The sequence below is a fragment of the Pseudomonas entomophila genome (assembly GCF_013523125.1).
In the GTDB taxonomy this organism is placed as follows: Bacteria; Pseudomonadota; Gammaproteobacteria; order Pseudomonadales; family Pseudomonadaceae; genus Aquipseudomonas; species Aquipseudomonas entomophila_B.
The window spans coordinates 24,024-38,846 of sequence record NZ_JAAMQJ010000006.1 but is presented as its reverse complement, the minus strand read 5'-3'; the positions used below and the strand labels follow the sequence as shown (position 1 = coordinate 38,846).

General features: G+C 64.9%; 12 protein-coding genes, 1 tRNA gene and 1 pseudogene. 9 read left to right on the top strand and 5 right to left on the bottom strand.

Annotation, left to right across the window (positions count from 1 at the left end; translation table 11 throughout):
• Positions 1–37 precede the first annotated feature (37 nt).
• From G7007_RS05445 to G7007_RS05425, 5 genes are all read left to right on the top strand, one after another.
• The gene (locus tag G7007_RS05445; protein WP_181099702.1) at positions 38–733 is read left to right on the top strand and encodes an ABC transporter permease; all 696 of its coding nucleotides are present in this window, start codon (positions 38–40) and stop codon (positions 731–733) included.
• Positions 730–1,419: an ABC transporter permease gene (locus G7007_RS05440; protein ID WP_060392157.1), complete on the top strand. Its 690-nt coding sequence runs from the start codon at positions 730–732 to the stop codon at positions 1,417–1,419. Before G7007_RS05445 ends, G7007_RS05440 begins: the two co-directional genes overlap by 4 nt.
• Before the next feature lie 46 nt (positions 1,420–1,465).
• On the top strand, positions 1,466–2,722 hold the full coding sequence (locus tag G7007_RS05435; protein ID WP_181099700.1) for a methyltransferase: 1,257 nt from the start codon (positions 1,466–1,468) through the stop codon (positions 2,720–2,722).
• Positions 2,723–3,049: 327 nt separating this feature from the next.
• A complete protein-coding gene (locus tag G7007_RS05430) occupies positions 3,050–3,265 on the top strand; it encodes a hypothetical protein (protein WP_181099698.1) in 216 nt (71 codons plus the stop codon).
• Between the two features lie 105 nt (positions 3,266–3,370).
• Positions 3,371–3,446: transfer RNA gene (locus G7007_RS05425), tRNA-Thr, on the top strand.
• A gap of 709 nt (positions 3,447–4,155) precedes the next feature.
• Here G7007_RS05425 and G7007_RS05420 read toward each other — a convergent pair.
• The 3 genes and pseudogenes from G7007_RS05420 to G7007_RS05410 all read right to left on the bottom strand — a co-directional run.
• Positions 4,156–4,245 (bottom strand): annotated as a pseudogene (locus G7007_RS05420) (type II toxin-antitoxin system RelE family toxin); the annotation flags it as partial.
• On the bottom strand, positions 4,235–4,474 hold the full coding sequence (locus G7007_RS05415; RefSeq protein WP_181099696.1) for a type II toxin-antitoxin system RelB/DinJ family antitoxin: 240 nt from the start codon (positions 4,472–4,474) through the stop codon (positions 4,235–4,237). The pseudogene G7007_RS05420 and the gene G7007_RS05415, both read right to left, overlap by 11 nt.
• Before the next feature lie 264 nt (positions 4,475–4,738).
• Positions 4,739–7,033, bottom strand: coding sequence for a TonB-dependent siderophore receptor (locus tag G7007_RS05410; RefSeq protein WP_181099694.1), 2,295 nt, complete (start codon positions 7,031–7,033; stop codon positions 4,739–4,741).
• 134 nt (positions 7,034–7,167) lie between these two features.
• Here G7007_RS05410 and G7007_RS05405 point away from each other — a divergent pair, with 134 nt between their 5' ends.
• Complete coding sequence (locus G7007_RS05405; RefSeq protein WP_181099692.1) at positions 7,168–7,884, top strand: response regulator; 717 nt, start codon at positions 7,168–7,170, stop codon at positions 7,882–7,884.
• Position 7,885: 1 nt separating this feature from the next.
• On the top strand, positions 7,886–9,274 hold the full coding sequence (locus tag G7007_RS05400) for an ATP-binding protein (RefSeq protein WP_181099690.1): 1,389 nt from the start codon (positions 7,886–7,888) through the stop codon (positions 9,272–9,274).
• A 162-nt stretch (positions 9,275–9,436) separates the two neighbouring features.
• On the opposite strand, the gene G7007_RS05395 is transcribed toward G7007_RS05400, so the two are convergent.
• The gene (locus G7007_RS05395; RefSeq protein ID WP_181099688.1) at positions 9,437–10,726 is read right to left on the bottom strand and encodes an OprD family porin; all 1,290 of its coding nucleotides are present in this window, start codon (positions 10,724–10,726) and stop codon (positions 9,437–9,439) included.
• A 635-nt stretch (positions 10,727–11,361) separates the two neighbouring features.
• The gene (aguA, locus tag G7007_RS05390) at positions 11,362–12,468 is read right to left on the bottom strand and encodes an agmatine deiminase (RefSeq protein WP_181099686.1); all 1,107 of its coding nucleotides are present in this window, start codon (positions 12,466–12,468) and stop codon (positions 11,362–11,364) included.
• A gap of 331 nt (positions 12,469–12,799) precedes the next feature.
• Here aguA and rfbB point away from each other — a divergent pair, with 331 nt between their 5' ends.
• Together rfbB and rfbD are read left to right on the top strand one after the other, a co-directional pair.
• Positions 12,800–13,882 carry a dTDP-glucose 4,6-dehydratase gene (rfbB, locus tag G7007_RS05385; protein WP_181099684.1) on the top strand — a complete coding sequence of 361 codons (1,083 nt, stop codon included), beginning with the start codon at positions 12,800–12,802 and terminating at the stop codon, positions 13,880–13,882.
• Between the two features lie 63 nt (positions 13,883–13,945).
• Positions 13,946–14,821, top strand: coding sequence for a dTDP-4-dehydrorhamnose reductase (rfbD, locus tag G7007_RS05380; RefSeq protein WP_181099682.1), 876 nt, complete (start codon positions 13,946–13,948; stop codon positions 14,819–14,821).
• Positions 14,822–14,823 lie beyond the last annotated feature (2 nt).

Here is a 14,823-nt window from a genome sequence, read left to right as displayed (position 1 = left end):
CCCCTGCGCGGCGCCCGTCCCTTGAATGCACCTACCCATGACTATCGACCTGCACGGATTCGGTCCGGCCCTGGCGGCCGGCGCACTGATGACCGTAAAACTGGCGCTGTGCGCCCTGCTGCTGGGGCTGGTCCTCGGGCTGCTCGGCGCGCTGGCCAAGACCTCTCCGATCAAGCCACTGCAATGGCTGGGCGGCACCTATTCCACCCTGGTTCGCGGCATTCCCGAACTGCTCTGGGTCCTGCTGATCTACTTCGGCACCGTGAGCCTGATGAACCGCCTGGGCGAGGCCCTGAACCTGCCCGGCCTCGAGCTCGACGCCTTCGCCGCCGGGGTGATCGCCCTGGGCCTGTGCTTCGGCGCCTACGCCACCGAGGTGTTCCGCGGCGCGATCCTGGCCATCCCCAAGGGGCACCGTGAGGCCGGCCTGGCGCTGGGCCTGTCCCGTGGCCGCATCCTGTCGCGCATCGTCCTGCCGCAGATGTGGCGCGTGGCGCTGCCGGGCCTGGGCAACCTGTTCATGATCCTGATGAAGGACACCGCCCTGGTTTCGGTCATCGGCCTGGAAGAAATCATGCGCCACGCGCAGATCGCCGTGACCGTGAGCAAGGAGCCCTTCACCTTCTACATGGTCGCCGCCTTCATCTACCTGGGCCTGACCGTCATCGCCATGACCGGCATGCACCTGCTGGAAAAACGCGCCGCTCGCGGCTTCGCGAGGGACAACGCATGAACTGGGACGTCATCATCAAGTGGCTGCCACGCCTGGCCCAGGGTGCGACCCTGACCCTGGAGCTGGTGGCCATCGCGGTCATCGCCGGGCTGATCCTGGCCATCCCGCTGGGCATCGCCCGCTCTTCGCGCAGCTGGTACGTGCGCGCCCTGCCCTTCGGCTACATCTTCTTTTTCCGCGGCACCCCGCTGCTGGTACAGCTGTTCCTGGTCTACTACGGCCTGGCGCAGTTCGATGCAGTGCGCAGCAGCTCGCTGTGGCCCTACCTGCGCGATCCGTTCTGGTGCACGGTGCTGACCATGACCCTGCACACCGCCGCCTACATCGCCGAGATCCTGCGCGGTGCCCTGCAGGCCATCCCCCGGGGCGAGATCGAAGCGGCCCGCGCCCTGGGCATGTCCCGTGGCAAGGCGCTGTTCTACATCATGCTGCCGCGTGCCGCACGCATCGGCCTGCCGGCCTACAGCAACGAAGTGATCCTGATGCTCAAGGCCAGCGCCCTGGCCAGCACCGTGACCCTGCTCGAACTGACCGGCATGGCCCGGACCATCATCGCCCGCACCTACCTGCCGGTGGAGATCTTCTTCGCCGCCGGCGTGTTCTACCTGCTGATCTCCTTCCTGCTGGTGCAGTGCTTCAAGCTGCTCGAGCGCTGGCTGCGCGTCGACGCCAGCCAGGGCCGCTGAGCCACCGAGCACGGGGCTGGCAACGGCCCCGCGTCCTGCGATCATCATGACCCCGACCTCCTACCTGCACGGCGACCTGCTCGACGAGCGCTTCCAGGCGCTCGATCGTTTCCTGATCACCCATCGAGGCCTTTGGCGCCCTCGGCCCTTCACCGAGCCGGTGTTGGCCTGGGAGCATGAGCACCCGGCCCTGGCGGCCTGGCTGCGCGAGCGCTCGCTGGACGAGGCCGAACGGACGCCCGACCCGGCGACGCTGCCGATGCCCTTTCCTGCGCTGGCCGGGGAGGCGCAGCACCTCGCGGCCGTAGGGCCGTTGCCCCAGGGCGAACTCGCCGCCGCCGGTCATCGCCAGTCCACCGGCGTACCCGGCCGCAAGTGGGCGCAGATCGAAGCGTTCGGCCGTTGCCTGACCTATGCACGCACGCCCGAGCATTGGCTGGACTGGTGCGCCGGCAAGGGCCACCTCGGCCGTCGCCTGTTGCAACCCGGCCAGCGCCTGACCTGCCTGGAGTACGACGCCGCGCTGGTGGACGCCGGCCAGGCCCTCAGCGATCACCATCACCTGCCCGCCCGGCACCTGCGCCAGGACGTCATGGCCGTCGACTGCGCCGACCGACTCGACGACCACCTCAGCCCCGTGGCACTGCATGCCTGTGGCGACCTGCACGTGCGCCTGCTGCACCTGGCCAGCCAGCGCGGCTGCCCGCAGATCGCCGTGGCGCCCTGCTGCTACAACCGCATCGCCGGCGAGCAGTACAGCCCCGTGTCCCAGGCAGCACGCGCCTCGTCGCTGCACCTGTCCCTCGACGATCTCGGCCTGCCCCTGAGCGAAGCCGTCACCGCTGGCGCCCGCACGCGGCGCCAGCGTGACGCCTCCATGGCACGACGGTTGGGCTTCGACCTGTTGCAGCGCCAGCAGCGCGGCGTCGATGACTACCTGCCCACGCCGTCGTTGCCGGTCGCCTGGCTGGAGAAACCGTTCGAAACCTACTGCCGGGACCTGGCGCAGCTCAAAGGGCTTACCGTGCAAGGCACCGTGAACTGGAGGGATCTGGAGGCCAGGGGTTGGCAGCGCCTGGCGCAGGTACGCAACCTGGAACGGGTACGCCACCTATTCCGCCGGCCGCTGGAGCTGTGGTTGGTGCTCGACCGGGCGCTGTACCTGCGCGAGCACGGGTACGACGTACGGGTCGGGGTATTTTGTGACTATGCGTTGACGCCCCGAAACGTGCTCATCCTGGCTGAACGTCAGGAACAACCTGTGGATAAGTCTGTGTACAAGCCTGTGATAAAGGGTGCGTAATCGGAACACGTGCGTGTGTCTCAAGCGTCCTTCATAACCCAATGATGGCGCTCATGGCCCGCGAAATGGGGGCTTTCGGATTGAGCTTGGGTAATTTCCAAACGATCTGAAAACCTGTCCAACTTGGCACACAGATTGTGAATAAGCGTTTCGCCGTTTATTCCCGAGCCTGCTCGATGGGGGGGGCGAAAACCTGCCCAGATGGCCTTGAACGGCCAAGATCGGGGCATCTCTGTACCACTTTCATACATTTGGAGCATTCAGCTTCGACGCTGACGGCAGTATGATAGCCGCCCTCTAGAACCCCTGATCCCAGAAGCTAAGCCCGTGACTCAGTTGAAAACGCTCTTTGCCCTCGCCACCTTCGCCCTGCTCGCCGCTTGCGCCAGCCCGGCCCGCCCTCATGCGTCCATCGACTGGGACATGCCGACGATGCAGCTCGGCGGCGACCGCGGCCTGCCCTTGGAGCCTCGCACCGACCGGTGCCGCAAAGGCGGGTGCGACAACCACAAGCTGTTCTTCAACCCGGCCTCGACGCGCTGAGGCGGGTAGGAAAATCCCGTTTGTGGACGGTGACTTAGCGATTACGTGATTAAACGCACGGAAGTGGTTTACACCGGCGAATCGATCGCTATAATGCGCCCCTAGGCCGGTATAGCTCAGCTGGTAGAGCAACTGACTTGTAATCAGTAGGTCCCGGGTTCGACTCCTGGTGCCGGCACCATACGCAGTACTCAAAAGGCTCACCGAACGGTGGGCCTTTTTTGTTTCCGGCATTGCAAAAGCTCACGTCACGCCTGCCTTATCCAGGTTCACATTGAAATAATTTCCTCGACGCCAACGTGCTTGGGTAGGTACGGCTGCCAGGTGTTACCCGTTCTAACCTTATCGCCGACAAACCGCCTCTCATAGGACAGGATTTTGTGACCCTTGCTGGACTAATCACGGCCGGTCCGGCGCCCTGGTAAGGCCACTTGCACCCGACGCAGTGGTAGAGGCAATCGCGGCCCTTGTAGGAGATTTCATCATTTCTGCCAAGCATGAATATGGGCCCTGCGGACCCGATCACGGACGGCCTGGCACCCTGGCAGAGGCCGCTCACGCCGCAGTGGTACAGGCAATCGCGATCCATGTGGGAGATTCCACGGGTTCTGCTAAGTGCAGATGTGGGCCTTTCAAGCCCAATCGCGGCACAGGGGCCGCTCTTACACCCGCCGCGGTGGTACAGGCAATCGCGGTCCGTGTGGGAGCGGCCCCAGTGCCGCGATGGGCCGCAAAGCGGCCCTAAAATCGATCAGCAATAAAGTCTCGAATCCTGTCAGCTATCGTCATGTTCTCTGCACGACAGCGCGGCGCGGAAGTAGGGAAGAATGCCCATAGGTACTGCACAATGCCCGATGTCGATGCAGTCGATGTATGCAACCGTCAGGAGAGAGCTTCTTTTTCAACTGTTGCCTTACCGTACTCCCAAGCTTTCGCCACTCCTTGAGGGCACGTGAATCGAATTCAAAACTATAGGTTATCCAGCGAAACCTCCACTCGTTGTGGATGCGTCAACCGCTCACGCACCTTGGCCAACAGTGCTTCGTCTTCATCTGTCACAAGCACTGCATTGGAAGGCAGATGCCCATGCTCGGCTACGTACTGAAGCGCTTGACGCATCAGCTCCGCCGGCGTGACACCAAGCTTCTCCAGCTCTTTGTCAGCACGCATTTTCAGCTCGTCATCGACCCATACACTTATCCATGCCATGGAAACGTCCTCAAGAAATGGTCATTGCCCTTCAAGACCTGAGCGTATGCTTTCTGAGCAGCGCTTTATAGGATGCTTGGCTGCCATTGCAGCAGCCTGATTCTTCACAGCCTTCACAGCCCTCATCGCCAGCAAGCTGGCTCCCACAGATCGGCGGTTTCACGCCGACCTGTGGATGAGATAGCGCAGGCAAAGCTGAAGGTGTTTTAGCGAGCCCACAGCTTAGCCCCTGAGCAGGCCCCAAACGCCCACCCCGACTTCACCTCAAAACGCCGTACTCACCGTCACCGCCATACTCCGCGGATCCCCATAAATCGCCCCCGCATAGAACCCATACCGCGTGTAGTAATGCTTGTCGAACAGGTTATTGACGTTAACGCTCACCGCCGTCTCATCCGTTACCTGGTACTTGGCCATGGCGTTCCAGATCGCATACCCCGACCAGTTTACATCGGTCGACCCACTGCTCACCCCATTCACCGGCTGCCCCGCTGGCGAAGACAATGCACGAATGTTGCTCTGCGCCGTCACCCCAGCCCCCAGCGTCAAGCGCTCGAGCGGGCCGGACAGGCGGTAGGTAGTGGACGCTTTGAACAGGTGCGACGGATCGCTGCGCCCGTCGCTGTCGACGCGGCGGAAGTGCAGGTAGGTGTAGCCGGCGTAGACGTTCCAGTTCGGGGTCAGGGCGCCGGCGAGTTCCAGGTCGATGCCGTCGGTTTCCTGGCCGGTGCCGGCGGTGTAGGCGGTGTCGCCGGTCGGGGTCAGCAGGTCGCCGTCGGTCACGGCCTTGTTTTCCTGCTTGGTGCGGAAGTATGCCGCCGAGGCGTTCAGGCGGCCGTCGAACCATTCGCCCTTCAAGCCGGTTTCGTAGCTCTGTCCGCGGATCGGCTCGACCTTGCCGCCGGTGCTGGTTTCGGCGCTCTGGGGGGTGAAGATGTCGGTATAGCTGGCGTACAACGAGTAGGTGTCATCGAGGTCGTACACCACGCCCAGGTAGGGGGTGACGATGCCGTGTTCTTGCTGGCTGCTGCGCACGCCGGCGGTGCTGCGGGTGACGGCGCTGTAGTCGCTGCTGCGCACGCCGAGGATGACCGACAGCGGGTCGGTGAGGCTCAGGCGGGTGGCGGCGTACAGGCCTTGCAGGCGGGTGGTGGTCTTGCTGTGCAGGCCGGTCTTGGAGGTCAGCATGGCGAAGTCGTCGTCCACGCCGTCGTACCAGTTGCTGACCGGGAAGCCGTTGTTGGCGCGGAACTGGCAACCCACCGAGGGCGCGCTGATGCGGTCGCCACCGACCAGGGTGCAGCTGTACTGGGGCGACCAGGCGACGGTACGGCTGTCGTTGTAGCCGACCATGGCCTGGTGGGTGCGGCCGAACAGCTGGAACGGGCCGTCCAGGTCGATCTGCGCGGACTGCTGGGTGGTGTCGGTCGAGCTGTGCAGGCCGTTGAGCACCGCCCCGCTGCCGTCCTCGTTCCAGTACCCGCCGAAACGGCCACGGCCGGCCGAATTGACCTTGGCCAGGCCACGGTGGTTGAGCGCGTCGCTGCTGCTCTGGGCCAGGCGCAGGTCCAGGCTCCAGTCGTTGTCGAAGCGGTGCTGCACCGAGCCGAAGGTGGTGCGGGTGGTGTATTCGCCGAAGCTCCAGCTGGGCACCACGTTGGTGCTGCGCGGCAGGTCGGTCTTGTGACCGTTGGCGTACCAGATCGGGATGTTCGCGCCCCAGCCGCCCCCGACGACCTTGTTGTACTCGTACTGGAAGCCGGCGCCGAGGGTGGTGGCCTCGTCCAGGTCGAAGGCGAAGGTGGCCAGGGCGGCACGGCTGCGGTCGGACTGGTGATCGCGGAAGGAGTCGGCCTCCTGCTGGGTCATCACGAAGCGCGAGCGCAGGCGACCGTCCTCGGACAGTGGCAGGTTCAGGTCGGCGCCCAGGCGGCGCTTGTCCCAGCTGCCGTAGGTGGCGTAGGCGCTGCCGCCGAAGGTGCGGGTCGGGGTCTTGCGGATCAGGTCGACCGTGGCCGACGGGTCGCCCGTGCCGCCCAGCAGGCCGTTGGCGCCGCGCACGATGTCGATGCGCTCGTACAGGTCCATGTTCAGCGCGTTGCCGCCGCCATTGAAGTCCGAACCGCCCTGGAACTGCAGGCCATCGACCTTCCAGTTGCTGATGGAGTAGCCGCGCGCGCGGTAGTCGGTGCGCCCGCCGACCTCGGCCTTGCTGGCGGTGACGCCGGGGGTGGTGTCCAGGGCTTGCTCGATGCTCTGGATCTGCCGGTCGTCCATCTGCTGGCGGGTGATGGTGGTGACCGACTGCGGGGTCTGCCGGGGCGTGAGGTCCAGGCCCGTGGAGCTGCGCGTGGATTCGACGGTGTAGCCGATCTGGCCGGCCTCGTCGGACATCAGGGCGCTGTCTTCGATCTGGGTGGCGTCCAGTTGCAGCGGCTGGACATCGGCGGCCCATGCACCGTGGCTGAGGCTCAGGGCAATGCAGGCGGCCAACGGGGTCAGGCGGCTGCCGCCCCGGCCGATGAAGGAGAAAGCAGGGGTGCGGTTCGGTGATGTCATTGGGAAAGCGTCGTATTCGCAGATGATTTTTTGGTAGGATTCTACGAATGCGGCTCTCGGGCTCCATGACGAGCTTGTACGGGGATGTAATCGAACGTAACGAGCGCCAGCATTTTCCAACGAGGCCGTTACCCATGAATGCCACCCTGCTGGTCGTCGACGATGACGACGAGATCCGCGAACTGCTCTGCGATTACCTCAGCGAGGCCGGCTACACCGTGATCGAAGCGGCCGACGGCACGCAGATGCGCGCCCGCCTGGCGCAGCACAAGGTCGACCTGGTGGTGCTGGACCTGATGCTGCCGGGCGAAGACGGCCTGAGCCTGTGTCGGCAGTTGCAGGCGCACCCGGGGCTGGCGGTGATCATGCTGTCGGCCAAGGGCAGCACCCTGGACCGCATCGTCGGGCTGGAAGTCGGCGCCGACGATTACCTGGCCAAGCCCTTCGAGCCCCGTGAGCTGATCGCCCGCATCAAGGCCGTGCTGCGCCGCCCGCAGCGGCTCGAAAGCGCCGAGCCGCAGGACGACACGGTGCAGGCCTTCGCCGGGCATCGGCTGGACTCGGTCAAGCGCCTGCTGACCTTCCCGGATGGCACCACCCTGACCTTGCCGCGCTCCGACCATCGGGTGCTGCGTGAACTGCTGGAGGCCAGCGAGCGCGTGGTCTCGCGGGACCTGCTGACGCGCAGCGCCTTCGGTCGCGATCATCTGCCCGAGGACCGTTCGGTGGACATGTGCGTCAGCCGCTTGCGTCAACACCTGCAACGCCTGCCGGGCAGCCGCGTGCAGATCCTGACCATCCGCAATGAAGGTTACCTGCTGAGCATCGCGCGCGCCGCCGCGGCCAGCTGAGATGGCCGTCCCTGCCCTGCTTCGCCGTCTGTGGCCGCGGACCCTGTTCGGTCAGTTGTTGCTGATCATGGTCAGCGGCACCCTGGTGGTGCAGTTGATGTCCAGCAGCATCTGGTTCGACGTGCGCTTCGCCCAGGTGCTGGAGGCGCCGGTGCGGCTAATGGCAGCGCGGACCGCTCCGCTCATCGCCCAGGCCGACTGCCACGTACCCAGCGCCCAGGTGCCGCCGCGCTATCGGGTGCGCTGTGCCGATCGGCTGCCTGCCACGCGCCACGATGATCGGCCCGGTCGGCATCGGATCGAGCTGCTGCTCGACCAGGCGCTCACCTACGAGTCGGGCCAGCCACGGGCAGTCCGCTTGTTGCTCGGCGAACTGATCGACGAACAGGGACGACCGGTGGTCTGGCACAGCCTGTTCGGCCTGCGCACGGCCCAGGCGCACCTGCGCTTCGCCGTAGGGCTGCCAGATGGGCACTGGCTGATCGTCGAGGGCCGCGAGCTGCAAGGCTGGAGCGGCGAGTCGGCCTGGGTGCTGATCGGCGACTACCTGCTGCGCGTCTATGTCCTGCGGATCATCGCCGTGCTGTTGGTCTGTCTGATCGCGGTGCGTCTGTGCCTGCGGCCGCTGCAACGGCTGAGCGACGCGGCACACGGGCTGGGCCAGAACCTGGCGCAACCACCGCTGCCGCTGGACGGGCCCCATGAAGTGCGTCAGGCGGCCCAGGCGTTCAATGCCATGCAGCAGCGGCTGGTGGGCATGATCCACGACAAGGCCTACTTCCTGGCGGCGGTCTCCCACGACCTGCGCACGCCCCTGACCCGCATGCGCCTGCGTCTCGAGCGTCTGCCCGAGGGCACGGACAAGGACCGCTTGCGCCAGAACGTCGCGCAGATGGACGGCATGATCGGCCAGGTGCTCGATTACCTGCAGGCCGGCGAGCAGCAGAACCTGCAGGTCGTGGCCCTGGATCGCCTGGTGAGCCGGGTCTGCGCCGACCTGGGCAGTGCCGATGAACCCTTGCCGGTGCAAGGCAGCGTCGGGGCTGTGGACGTGGACGCGCTGATGATGCAGCGCTGCCTGCAGAACCTGATCACCAATGCCCTGCGCTATGGCCGTGAGGTCAGTATCCGCCTGGAGCGTGAAGCGGGCTGGGTGCACGTGCACGTGGAAGATCGCGGGCCAGGCATCGATCCGGCCCAGCTGGCGAGCATCGTCGAGCCGTTCGTGCGGGGTGAAGGCTCGCGCAATCGCGCCCATGGCGGGTATGGCTTGGGGTTGAGCATCGCCGAGCGGATCGCGGCGAGTCATGGCGGGCGGTTGACGCTGACGAACCGGGAAGGTGGAGGGTTGCAGGCGACGGTGAGCTTGCCGGTCGAGCGGGAGGTGTGAGGCGTGATCGAGAGGAGGTATCGCGCAAGGCCCTGAACGGCCCTTGGCGTTCGCTACCCGGTGTCTCTTCGATGGCCGCGCTGGACGCGGCTGGGCGCCGAAGAGACGTCGGTGCGGCCGGGGTGGTGTGCCGCAAGGCTGCACACCACCCCGGCCAGCGGATCAGAGAATGCTGATCGGGTATTCGACGAACACGCGCACTTCGTTGCCGTCGTCGTTGTAGCCGTTCTGGCGCACGCTGTTGGAGGTACGCAGGATCGAGCTGCGCAGCTTGACCGAGAGGTCCTTGGCCGGGCCTTCCTGAACGACGTAGCGCACCTGGTTGAACAGCTCGCGCTCCTTGCCTTCGCCGAAGCCGTGGGTGTTGATGTTGTCACCCCGCACGTAGGCGACCTTGTAGCTCAGGCCTGGCACGCCATAAGCGCTGAAGTCCAGGCCGTAGGCGACCTGCCAGGAGCGCTCGTCCTCGGCGTTGAAGTCGGACCAGTAGGAGTTGGCCAGGTAGATGGTCGAGCCGCCGTCGCCGACGCCGCCACGGTTCTGGTACCAGCCGTAGTTGTAGCCGGTGCTGCCGGTGCTGCGCTGGTGCGCCAGGGTGAACGAGTGCGGGCCGTACGCGTAGGTCGCGGCCAGGCTCCAGATGGTGTTGGAGTCGCCAGTCAGGCCGGCTTCACGCTCGTACTGGCTGTCGATGCTGGTCTTGTAGCCGTTGAAGTCCAGGGTCAGCGCCTGGTCGTCGGCGATCGGGTGCACGTAGTTCACGCCCAGGTAGTGCTTCTTCAGCACGTCCTCGATGTCCGAGGTGTACAGCGAGGCCGACAGGTTGTCGGTGAACTTGTAGCTGCCGCCCAGCACGTTGATCGACTTCAGGCCGCCGCTGTCGCGGCTTTCCATGCTCTTGCGCGCTTCCTGGGTGAAGCGACCGGCGTTCAGCTCCAGGCCCTCGATCTCCTTGGAGGTGACCATGGTGCCGGCGAAGCTTTCCGGCAGCAGGCGCGAATCGTCGTATTGCAGGACCGGCAGCGACGGCATCATGTCACCGTACTTGAGCACGGTGTTGGACACGCGGAACTTGATCGCCGCACCGGCGCGCGCCAGGTTGTGCGGGGAGTTGGTCGGCTCGCCATCGCTCGGCTTGAAGAAGTCGACACCCGCACCGCCATTGCGGCCCTTGCCGCCGTCCAGGCGCAGGGCGTACAGACCGAAGGCATCGACGCCGACGCCCACGGTGCCCTGGGTGAAGCCCGACGCGAAGGTGCCGATGAAGCCCTGGCCCCATTCGGCCTGGTTCGAGGCGCCGTGCTTCTTGTCGCGGTGGATGTAGGCGTTGCGCAGCAGCACGCTGGCGCTGCTGTCTTCGATGAAGCCGTTGCTGGCGGCCTGATCATTGGCCTGGGCCTGGGTCGCGGCCATCAGTGCCACGGCGATGAGGCTGATCCTGGTTTTGAACATGTTGTTTTCCTTGTAACGAATCAAAAACGCGCTGTCGACGAAACGCCGGGCCTGACGCCCCTTCGTAGGTTCGACGCGTTACAGGTCTGGACGGGCGGCGCTCGCCGGAGATGGCAGGCGCTCGTACGACCAAAGACCGGTAAGGGCCAACAGGCGGACGCGGCATCCTAGCCGCGCCGAAGCGAAGATGTCAAAAAAACGTGAAAAACAGAGCGTTATAACCAAAGGTTGGGGGCTTAGCAGAGAAATTACGCGCAGATACCGGCGGGATCGGTGCAATCTGTTTTTTCTGAGAGGGATGTAGGAAGGGTCTGAGAGTGCAAGCTGCAAGCTGCAAGCTGCAAGCTGCAAGCTGCAAGCTGCAAGCTGCAAGCTGCAAGCTGCAAGCTGCAAGCTGCAAGCTGCAAGCTGCAAGCTGCAAGCTGCAAGCTGCAAGCTGCAAGCTAAGAGCGTGGGCGATTGGGGGTGAGGAGAGATAGAAAGACGGTAGGGCTGAAGGAGGAAGCGCTTCGCGGTCCATTGCGGCCGCCCCGGCAGGGGTCGCCACACGGACCGCGATTGTCTGTACCACTGAGGTTGGGGGAAGCGCTGATGGCTGCCCTCACACGATCAGCTTGCCGCTTGCCGCTTATGACTCAGCCCTTGTAAGGCGCCGGTTGCTGTTGGGTCAGGCAGTGGATGTTACCGCCGCCCAGCAATAGTTCGCGACCAGGAATCATGACCACTTCGTGATCGGGGAACAGCCTGGTCAGCAGGGCACGCGCCTCGGCGTCCATCGGGTCGTCGAAGCTCGGGGCGATGATGCCGCCGTTGACGATGAGGAAGTTGACGTAGGAACCGGCCAGACGAACCGAGGGGTTGCGCTCCTGGCTGCCGGCGATCTGGTCGACGCCGTCGCATTCCTCTTGTGTCGCGTACAGCGGCGCGGGGATGGGCATCTTGTGCACGAGGAACTCACGGCCCTTGGCGTCGCGGCTGGCGTTCAACACCTCGAGGGCGGCGCGGCAGCGGCCGTAGTTCGGGTCCTGCGGGTCGTCGGTCCAGGCCAGCAGCACTTCGCCTGGGCGCACGTAGCAGCAGAAGTTGTCGACGTGCCCGTCGGTCTCGTCGTTGTACAGCCCTTCGGGCAGCCAGACGATGGTGTCCACCGCCAGGTGATCGCGCAGGATCGCTTCGATCTGCGCGCGGTCCAGGTGCGGGTTGCGGTTGCGGTTGAGCAGGCACTCTTCGGTGGTGATCAGCGTGCCCTCGCCGTCCACGTGGATCGAACCGCCCTCGAGCACGAAGCCTTCGGTGTGGTAGCGCTGGCAACGCTCCATCTCCAGCACCTTGACGCCCACGGCCTGGTCACGGTTCCAGGGCGCGTACAGGCCGCCTTCGAAGCCACCCCAGGCGTTGAAGTCCCAGTGCACGCCGCGCACCTCACCGTGGTCGTCGATGACGAAGGTCGGACCGGTGTCACGCACCCAGGCGTCGTCGCTGCTCAGCTCGACCACGCGGATGTTGGGCAGGTCCAGGCGGCTGCGGGCATTCTCGTACTGGCCGGCGGACACCCCGACCGTGACCGGCTCGAAGCGGGCGATGGCCTTGGCCAAGGTGATGTGCGCAGCCTGCGCCGCCTTGCCGCCCAGGCGCCAGTTGTCGGGACGCTCCGGCCAGATCATCCAGACTTGGCTCTGCGGTGCCCATTCGGCCGGCATGTGGAAGCCGTCGGCACGGGGGGTGGTGGTGAGGGTCTTCATGGGTAACCTCTTCAAGGGCGGCCAGGGGCCAGGCCGAATGGGTGAAGTGAACGGACCAAGACGACGCGAATACGTCGTCGAGCATACCGTGACAGACGCTGTCTTTATAGTCGATATTTATCGAGTCTGGAAGCGAACAGACACCTTAACTCGCCTAAAATTTGTGTCGATTGCCGATTAAAATCGGCCAGCAGAACTTATCCAGGCCTCTGGTATCGCATGCTGTCGCACCGTGAAGCGTCGTCTGCATGCGCCAGCCTTGAATAATGCGCGCCGAACGACGACCCTCATGCCCTATCACGAACCGACAGTCAGGCAAGGCAGCACTCCTATGCGAATTCTCATCACCGGCGGCGCAGGCTTCATCGGATCGGCCCTGGTCCGTCACCTGATCAACGACACGTCCCATGACGTGCTGAACCTCGACAAGCTGACCTATGCCGGCAACCTGGAGTCGTTGAGCAGCATCGCCACCGACACGCGTTACGAGTTCGTGCAGGCCGACATCGTCGACCAGGCGGCGGTCAGCCAGGTCCTCGAGCGCTTCCAGCCCCACGCCGTCATGCACCTGGCAGCCGAGTCCCACGTCGACCGCTCCATCGATGGGCCCTCGGCGTTCATCCAGACCAACATCGTCGGCACCTACAGCCTGCTCGAAGCCGTGCGCGGCTACTGGTCGGCGCTGCCAGAGACGGAACGCGCGGCCTTCCGCTTCCACCACATCTCCACCGACGAGGTCTATGGCGACCTGCACGGTGTGGACGACCTGTTCACCGAAACCACGCCCTACGCCCCCAGCTCGCCCTACTCGGCCAGCAAGGCGGCCTCGGACCATCTGGTCCGCGCCTGGCACCGCACCTACGGCCTGCCCGTGCTGCTGACCAACTGCTCGAACAACTACGGCCCTTACCACTTTCCGGAAAAGCTCATCCCGCTGGTCATCCTCAACGCGCTAGAAGGCAAGCCGCTGCCGGTGTATGGCGATGGCTTGCAGGTGCGCGACTGGCTGTTCGTCGAAGACCATGCACGCGCCCTGTTCAAGGTGGTGAGCGAAGGCCAGGTCGGCGAGACCTACAACATCGGCGGCCACAACGAGCAGAAGAACATCGACGTGGTGCGCGGCATCTGCGCACTGCTCGAAGAGCTCGCGCCGCAGCGTCCTGCCGGGCTGGCCCAGTACGCCGACCTCATCACCTTCGTCAAGGATCGTCCCGGCCACGACCAGCGCTACGCCATCGACGCCAGCAAGATCGAACGCGAATTGGGATGGGTTCCACGTGAAACATTCGAGAGTGGATTGCGCAAGACCGTGCAGTGGTACCTGGACAACCTGGATTGGTGCCGCCACGTTCAGGACGGCAGCTACCAGCGCGAACGCTTGGGCAACAGCGAGCCGAAAGACCTGATCGCCTGATCCACAGGCGTTCGATCGACAGGGCCAGGGCAGCCGCCGTGGCCCACTGATCCAGGAGGTTTCATGAGTCCTACCACCACACTCGACATTCTCATCATCGGCCGCGACGGTCAGGTTGCCCGCGCCTTGCGCGAGCGCCTGGCCCAGCATCGCCTGCACGCCTGGGGTCGCGCTGAAATCGATCTCGCTCAGGCCACGCAGGTCGGCGAGCGCATCCGCCAACTGCGCCCGAACCTGATCATCAACGCGGCCGCCTACACGGCCGTGGACCAGGCCGAAACCGACCCGGCCCCCGCCTTCGCCCTCAACGGCGAGGCGCCAGGGCTGCTGGCCCAGGTCGCCGCCGAATTGGGCGTGCCGTTCATCCACTACTCGACCGACTACGTGTTCGACGGGCTCAAGCCCGCGCCCTATGACGAAGACGACACCCCCAACCCCCTGGGCGTGTATGGCGAGAGCAAGTGGGCCGGTGAGCAAGCGGTCATGGCCGCCGGCGGTCAGTACCTGATCCTGCGCACCAGCTGGGTCTATTCCAACCACGGCCGCAACTTCTTCCTCACCATGCAGCGCCTGCTGCAGGAAAAACCCGAGCTGCGCGTGGTCGACGACCAGATCGGTGCGCCGACGTCTGCAGACACCATCGCCGCCAGTACAACTGCACTGATCGAACGCTGGCAGGCCGGTGAGGCAGGGGCCTGGGGCGTCTATCACCTGACGGCCCAAGGCGAAACGTCCTGGTTCGGTTTCACCCAGGCCATCGCCGAGCAGCTCACCGCCCAAGGCAGGTCGTGCGCCCGTCTGATACCGATCCCGTCCAGCGAGTACCCAACACCCGCCCGACGCCCACTCAACTCACGCCTGAACTGCACTCGCCTGCGCGAGCAGTGGCACGTGACACAGCCGGATTGGCGGCAGGCGCTGATGGATGCCTTCAACTAGCG

What these genes read in the sequence shown, in the direction of transcription:
- G7007_RS05445 (WP_181099702.1), top strand. Translation starts at nt 38, where the DNA reads ATGACTATCGACCTGCACGGATTCGGTCCGGCCCTGGCGGCCGGCGCA.
- G7007_RS05440 (WP_060392157.1), top strand. Translation starts at nt 730, where the DNA reads ATGAACTGGGACGTCATCATCAAGTGGCTGCCACGCCTGGCCCAGGGT.
- G7007_RS05435 (WP_181099700.1), top strand. Translation starts at nt 1,466, where the DNA reads ATGACCCCGACCTCCTACCTGCACGGCGACCTGCTCGACGAGCGCTTC.
- G7007_RS05415 (WP_181099696.1), bottom strand. Translation starts at nt 4,474, where the DNA reads ATGGCATGGATAAGTGTATGGGTCGATGACGAGCTGAAAATGCGTGCT.
- G7007_RS05410 (WP_181099694.1), bottom strand. Translation starts at nt 7,033, where the DNA reads ATGACATCACCGAACCGCACCCCTGCTTTCTCCTTCATCGGCCGGGGC.
- G7007_RS05405 (WP_181099692.1), top strand. Translation starts at nt 7,168, where the DNA reads ATGAATGCCACCCTGCTGGTCGTCGACGATGACGACGAGATCCGCGAA.
- G7007_RS05400 (WP_181099690.1), top strand. Translation starts at nt 7,886, where the DNA reads ATGGCCGTCCCTGCCCTGCTTCGCCGTCTGTGGCCGCGGACCCTGTTC.
- G7007_RS05395 (WP_181099688.1), bottom strand. Translation starts at nt 10,726, where the DNA reads ATGTTCAAAACCAGGATCAGCCTCATCGCCGTGGCACTGATGGCCGCG.
- aguA (WP_181099686.1), bottom strand. Translation starts at nt 12,468, where the DNA reads ATGAAGACCCTCACCACCACCCCCCGTGCCGACGGCTTCCACATGCCG.
- rfbB (WP_181099684.1), top strand. Translation starts at nt 12,800, where the DNA reads ATGCGAATTCTCATCACCGGCGGCGCAGGCTTCATCGGATCGGCCCTG.
- rfbD (WP_181099682.1), top strand. Translation starts at nt 13,946, where the DNA reads ATGAGTCCTACCACCACACTCGACATTCTCATCATCGGCCGCGACGGT.